Source organism: Shewanella sp. (assembly GCF_051658185.1).
Classification (GTDB): Bacteria; Pseudomonadota; Gammaproteobacteria; order Enterobacterales; family Shewanellaceae; genus Shewanella.
The window spans coordinates 1-5,387 of sequence record NZ_JBOFMC010000012.1 but is presented as its reverse complement, the minus strand read 5'-3'; the positions used below and the strand labels follow the sequence as shown (position 1 = coordinate 5,387).

General features: G+C 47.5%; 5 protein-coding genes and 1 riboswitch. Of the genes, 3 read left to right on the top strand and 2 right to left on the bottom strand.

What is annotated here, in order from left to right:
* Positions 1-95 precede the first annotated feature (95 nt).
* Complete coding sequence (arcA, locus tag ACRCZA_RS00610) at positions 96-812, bottom strand: two-component system response regulator ArcA (protein WP_438672553.1); 717 nt, start codon at positions 810-812, stop codon at positions 96-98.
* Positions 813-1,396: 584 nt separating this feature from the next.
* Here arcA and ACRCZA_RS00605 point away from each other — a divergent pair.
* Together ACRCZA_RS00605 and lysC are read left to right on the top strand one after the other, a co-directional pair.
* Positions 1,397-1,840, top strand: coding sequence for a DUF3293 domain-containing protein (locus ACRCZA_RS00605; protein WP_438672554.1), 444 nt, complete (start codon positions 1,397-1,399; stop codon positions 1,838-1,840).
* Positions 1,841-1,945: 105 nt separating this feature from the next.
* Positions 1,946-2,119, top strand: a riboswitch (Lysine riboswitch).
* A 143-nt stretch (positions 2,120-2,262) separates the two neighbouring features.
* The gene (gene lysC / locus ACRCZA_RS00600; protein WP_438672552.1) at positions 2,263-3,618 is read left to right on the top strand and encodes a lysine-sensitive aspartokinase 3; all 1,356 of its coding nucleotides are present in this window, start codon (positions 2,263-2,265) and stop codon (positions 3,616-3,618) included.
* A gap of 71 nt (positions 3,619-3,689) precedes the next feature.
* Here lysC and zntB read toward each other — a convergent pair whose 3' ends face one another.
* Positions 3,690-4,655, bottom strand: a complete 966-nt coding sequence (gene zntB, locus ACRCZA_RS00595) for a zinc transporter ZntB (RefSeq protein ID WP_438672551.1) — start codon at positions 4,653-4,655, stop codon at positions 3,690-3,692.
* 310 nt (positions 4,656-4,965) lie between these two features.
* On the opposite strand from zntB, the gene ACRCZA_RS00590 reads away from it, so the two are divergent.
* Positions 4,966-5,340, top strand: coding sequence for a YacL family protein (locus ACRCZA_RS00590; RefSeq protein ID WP_438672550.1), 375 nt, complete (start codon positions 4,966-4,968; stop codon positions 5,338-5,340).
* Positions 5,341-5,387 lie beyond the last annotated feature (47 nt).

Below are 5,387 nucleotides of genomic sequence, written 5' to 3'. Positions count from 1 at the left end.
GTGATAAGCCTTGGTGGGCATTGATGCTGTTGCAGCAATAAAAAAACCAGATCCGAGGATCTGGCTTTTATTGGATTTAACCGCGAGGTCGCAGGTTAGTTTTCTAAGTTACCGCAGAAACGGTAGCCTTCACCGTGGATAGTCGCGATGATTTCTGGCGTATCTGGCAAGCTTTCGAAGTGCTTACGGATACGACGGATAGTCACGTCAACAGTACGATCGTGCGGCTTTAACTCACGGCCAGTCATCTTCATCAGCAGATCGGCACGAGTTAAAATTTTACCTGGATTTTCAACAAAGTGCAGCATAGCGCGGAACTCACTGCGTGGCAGTTTGTAGGATTCACCCAGTGGGCTTACCAACGAACGGCTATTGATTTCTAGGCTCCAATCGTTAAAGCGATAGTATTCGACAGAGCTCTTTTCTTCGACTTCGTTGCCTGCGCTATTGACACGAGTCAGAAGGTTACGAGCACGGATCGTCAGTTCGCGTGGGTTGAACGGCTTGGTAATATAATCGTCCGCGCCAATTTCAAGTCCAAGGATTTTGTCGACCTCGTTGTCACGGCCAGTCAAGAAAATCAGACCGATGTTATTGATTTCACGTAGTTCACGCGCCAACAACAGACCGTTTTTACCTGGTAGGTTAATATCCATTACGACCAAGTTAATTTTGTTTTCCTGCATAGCCTTATGCATTTCTGCGCCATCATTGGCTTCAGTGACCACATACCCTTCTGCCTCGAAAATACTTCTTAGCGTGTTACGGGTAACGGCTTCATCTTCAACGATCAGAATGTGCGGATTTTGCATGTTATTTACCTAAATTTTATTCAGTTCTATTCTAACCAATAAGCACCACTTACATCGGATGCTTATATTCATAAAATGTTGATACTTCCTCGAGGTGCAGTGCACTAAAGGAAAGATCTTTATGGCGACATGCCAGGATGTATTTATAAAGCTTACGCTTACAGTGTAATACGGTTAAACGTAACGAGTATCAACTTCGATAAGCAATAGTTAGAAATAGTTCCTTAACTATTGATTTTTTTAAATGTTTAAATGATAAATCAAATGTAGAACACATTTAAAACAGATGACTGGCCAGTTTGATTATCTGTGTCAATAACGATAATGAACTGAGTTGGACGCTAAGCATTGTGACGCTTTGTACAACTAAGCCAGTGACTATATTGTACTCGTTTTAGGCATTTGTTAACAAATGAAATGTTAACAAAATTCACCCTAAAGAGCGAGTTTACCATGATTTTTACTTTAGTGATTGATTAGTATAACTAATGTATTTGCTATTCTTGTGACCCACTTCACGTCTATTGGGATTTTTACCTCCTTCTGCTACACTTACGCAGGTTCATTTTTTGACTAGACAGCCGATGGACAATCCGACTCAACAGACTCAACATTTGTGGCGCTGCTACCAGTCTCCGTTATTTTTACTCACTCAAGCTTTATCCCCTGATTTATCTTTTGCGATCATTACCGCGCACAATCCCGCTTCTGGCATCCTGGCTCCCAGCCAAAATCGTTTGCGGGATCGGCAGTTATTACATGACATCGAATTACTCGCAAGGCCATACCGCGCGTTGGTTGGGGCGGCGGCCGATTTATCCTATATGGAAAAAAGCTGGGCGGTGTGTGTCGACAAAGCCTGCGCGCTGCAACTTGGGAAAAAATTTAATCAATACGCGATTTATATGGTGGAGCAGGGCGAAGTGACGTTAGTGCCTTGTACGTTGGCGGGCTATGACGAGGTGTGTTTAGGTTGCTTTAGTGATTATGTGCAACTTGTATATGAATTACCCGATTTAGACGCTTAATATACTATTTTTAATGATTTTAATGCTAATTTGTCATTTGTTGTGAAATTGGCGTTGACTTGATTGGGCGTTTATTGTTACTTTTTTCTTCCCTTTCCTGAGGAAAGGAACAGAAGAGGAGCGTTAACTAGGTAATCCGTGGAGGAGCACAAACTCCAGCGATAGCGGATGAGGGAGATTAACGCCGAGGCATAGATATGGTTGTGGCATATTTATGTCGGTCGTTCAGGCTGAATCCTGACGATTGTCACCTGTCATTGGTGGAGAGCTTCTGGTGACGATTGCTGTTTCCCTTCTATTAGGGTGCGTATCATTGAGCACCAGGCTCTTCGAACGAAGTGAGTTCGGAGTGTAATCATGTTAGTTAATCATCATTTAATTCAATTGAGTGTCCCTACCGCTTTGTTTGTGGAGGTGCGCTAATGTCTCTTGTGGTCGCAAAATTTGGTGGAACCTCCGTTGCCGACTACGGTGCGATGAATTGCTGTGCCGACATCGTATTGGCAAATCCTAATTGCCGCTTGGTGGTGGTGAGCGCCTCTAGCGGTGTGACTAATCTATTGGTGGAATTAACCCAAGAGTCGATAAATGACGATGGACGCCTCCAACGATTAAAACAGATTGCGCAAATCCAATATGCGATTTTAGATAAGCTAGGTCGCCCAAGCGATGTGGCCGCCGCATTAGATAAACTATTGAGTCGTATGGCGCTCTTGAGTGAATCCTTAGCATCGCAGCGCAGTAAAGCGACCATGGATGAGCTGTTATCTTTGGGCGAGCAATGCTCTTCGGCGTTATTTGCCGCGGTGTTACGTGAAAAGGGGGCGAATGCCAATGCCTTTGATGTGCGTCAAGTGCTGCGTACCGATAGTCACTTTGGCCGAGCAGAGCCTCAGGTTGAGCAAATTGCGACGCTTGCGCGCGATTTTCTACAGCCGTTACTTTCTGAGCAAGTGATTGTCACTCAAGGGTTTATAGGGGCTGATGCGGCGGGTAACACGACGACATTGGGCCGTGGCGGCAGTGACTATTCTGCCGCATTATTAGCTGAAGCACTGCGTGCCAGCGCGGTAGAGATTTGGACCGATGTGGCCGGGATTTATACAACCGATCCTCGTCTTGCGCCCAATGCGCATCCTATTGCTGAAATTAGTTTTAATGAAGCGGCTGAAATGGCCACCTTTGGTGCTAAGGTGCTACATCCTGCGACCATTCTGCCGGCGGTACGCCAGCAAATTCAGGTGTTTGTTGGCTCGAGCAAGGAGCCCGAAAAGGGCGGGACTTGGATCCGCCATCAAGTGGAAGATGCGCCGGTTTTCCGGGCGGTGGCGCTGCGGCGTGATCAAACCTTGCTCAATCTGCACAGTTTGCAAATGCTGCATGCTCAAGGTTTCTTGGCGGAAACCTTTGCAACCTTGGCGCGGCATAAGATCAGTGTGGATCTCATCACCACATCAGAAGTTAACGTGTCTTTGACCTTGGATAAAACGGGTTCGGATTCGAGCGGCCAAGGGCTATTAACCGAAGCGCTGCTCCAAGAGCTCTCTCAGCATTGCCGTGTAGGGGTTGAAGATGGTTTAGCCTTAGTGGCGATTATCGGCAATCGCATTGCCACAACGGCAGGGATTTGTCGCCGGGTGTTTGAGGTATTAGCGCCCCATAATGTGCGCATGATCTGCCAAGGGGCGAGCCCACACAATTTGTGTGTGCTGGTGGCTGAAGCCGAAGCCGCCCAAGTGGTAAAGGCCTTGCATGAGGATCTGTTCGAAGCCGCTTAAGCGTTATTGACTTAGCTGACCTAAATGACCACGCCAATCCCAACGGATTGGCGTGGTCATTTATGCAGATGTCATAACCACTTAAAGCGGTAAAATAGCGCCATTTGTAGGGCAATCAATGAGAAGAGGATCCCGCAAAAGGTCGCAAAGGCCCATGGATTATCTGCCCCCGGGATCCCGCCGATATTCACTCCGAGTAGGCCGGTGAGGAAGGTTAGGGGTAAGAAGACCACTGACACTAACGATAAGAAATATAAGCGTTTATTGAGCTGTTCTGATTGCTGGCTGAGTAATTCTTCTTGGGTGACATTGGCCCTATCGCGCAGGGCATCCAGATCTTCAATGGTGCGGATAAGCTTGTCGTTAATTTCCCGCAGTTTTAGGCGTTCATGGTCATTAAATAGATTGAGCTGATCGGAGACCATTTTCGAGTACGCTTCTTTTTGGGGCGCCAAATAGCGCCTTATCGCCACGGTTTGGCGCCGTAGCTCGGCGATGTCCGTACGCAGATCCTTAACATTACCGGACACGACTTGTTCTTCGACCTGACCGAGTTGATCCTCAAGGCTGTCAATAAATTCTACTTTGCGATTGGTGAGATTTTCACAGATGGCCACAATAAAGTCGCCCGTGGTGGTGGGGCCTGTGCCCGCCATAATCTGTTCTGCCACATCTTTAACTGAATGCAATTGGCGATCGCTGGTGGAGATGATCCGCTGTTTATCTGCATAAATCCGAATGGCCACCATGTCTTCAGGCGCGGAATCGGGGTTGAGGTTGACGCCGCGCAGGGCCAGTAATATGCCATCACCGGCGATAACTGCCCTTGGGCGAGTATCTTGGGCGAGCAGGGCATCAGTCTCGACTTTATGCAAGCCGCTATTGAGGATCCAGTGGCGGGCTTTTTTGTGGCGATAGCGCAGGTGTAACCATATTAAGCCTTGCTGCGGTTCCCAAGTTTCAAGTTGTTCAAGGGTTAAGCTTGTTCCCGCGAGCGGGCCGCTCAGCACTAAGCTGTAAATAAATCCATCGTGCATATCCCATTTCCATCACCGATAACATCATCCGATCAAGCTAACTGATTTTACTGTGAAAATGAAGCCATTGACGGGAATGGTGGTGATTGGTTGGGACAAGCGGAGGAGATTGGTGGAAAGGGGGGCGAGTAGGGAGGTTGAAGGGCGGTTTGTTATCGGTGATGTCGCCTATGCTTCTTTGATGGCCAGCGGTGCTGGCTTAGGGGGCGCGAAGTGAACGAGGGTTTTTGCTCGGCGTCACGGCTAGCTGAGCAACTTGGTCTATGATAGGTTAAAATTAGCATCAGTCGTAAAGCCAAGAGAAAGCAATATGGAATATGAATTTAGGCGCAATAGTTTAACGGGCACTTTTTTAGCCTGCTTTAGCATGGATCATGAAGTCATGGGACAGTGGTTTACCGAAGAGTTAGCCGCCGATCCTGCAAAAATTGCGCAAGTGTTGGCCAAGGTAGCCGAATTGCAAGCCGGTAAACGGGACGCATGGCAGTTGATCGGCGCTGATCTCACCCTCGAATTAGATCGAGAACAAGCAAGGGTGTATGCCAATGTGTTGGGATTTGAGCAGGAGTATGAATTAGAAGAGGCGATGTCGCTTTATGACGCTGAATCTGAGGCCTATTGTGGACTAGAGGATTTTGAGCAGGCGCTGCTCAGTTGGCAGGCGTTTATTCTCAAGGGACTATAAGTGCTCGCTCCTGAAATTGATAGCACCTATAAGTGATAGCACCTATA